Origin of the sequence: Pseudomonas sp. SIMBA_067 (genome assembly GCF_046534675.1) — a bacterium.
Classification (GTDB): domain Bacteria; phylum Pseudomonadota; class Gammaproteobacteria; order Pseudomonadales; family Pseudomonadaceae; genus Aquipseudomonas; species Aquipseudomonas putida.
This window is the reverse complement of record NZ_JAWRYH010000635.1, coordinates 1-263: the sequence shown is the minus strand read 5'-3', so window position 1 is coordinate 263 and position 263 is coordinate 1. Positions and strand designations below refer to the sequence as shown.

The window sequence follows — 263 nt, the reverse complement described above, 5'->3', positions numbered from 1 at the left end:
GAAAGATGCCCGCTTACCTTCACCGATTTTTTCTCCTGACCGTTCCCCAACTCCCATATTCCATGGGTCATATCGCGCTCTTTGGTCACCAGACAGTCATGACGACTTAATTCCTGTAGGGATTGTGGCTGCGGATATTTTTGCAGATACTCAGGTGCTGCGCATAATATTCTTTTATTTTTTGTCAAAAGATGCGCAATATAATAATCAGGAATTTCGTCATTAATACGAATATCCAGATCAATATTATCCTGCACTAAATC

1 pseudogene is annotated in these 263 nt (G+C 40.7%); it reads right to left on the bottom strand.

The window, feature by feature from the left end:
• Nucleotides 1-263 (bottom strand): annotated as a pseudogene (gene ttdR / locus SB765_RS30650) (L-tartrate utilization transcriptional activator TtdR); the annotation flags it as partial.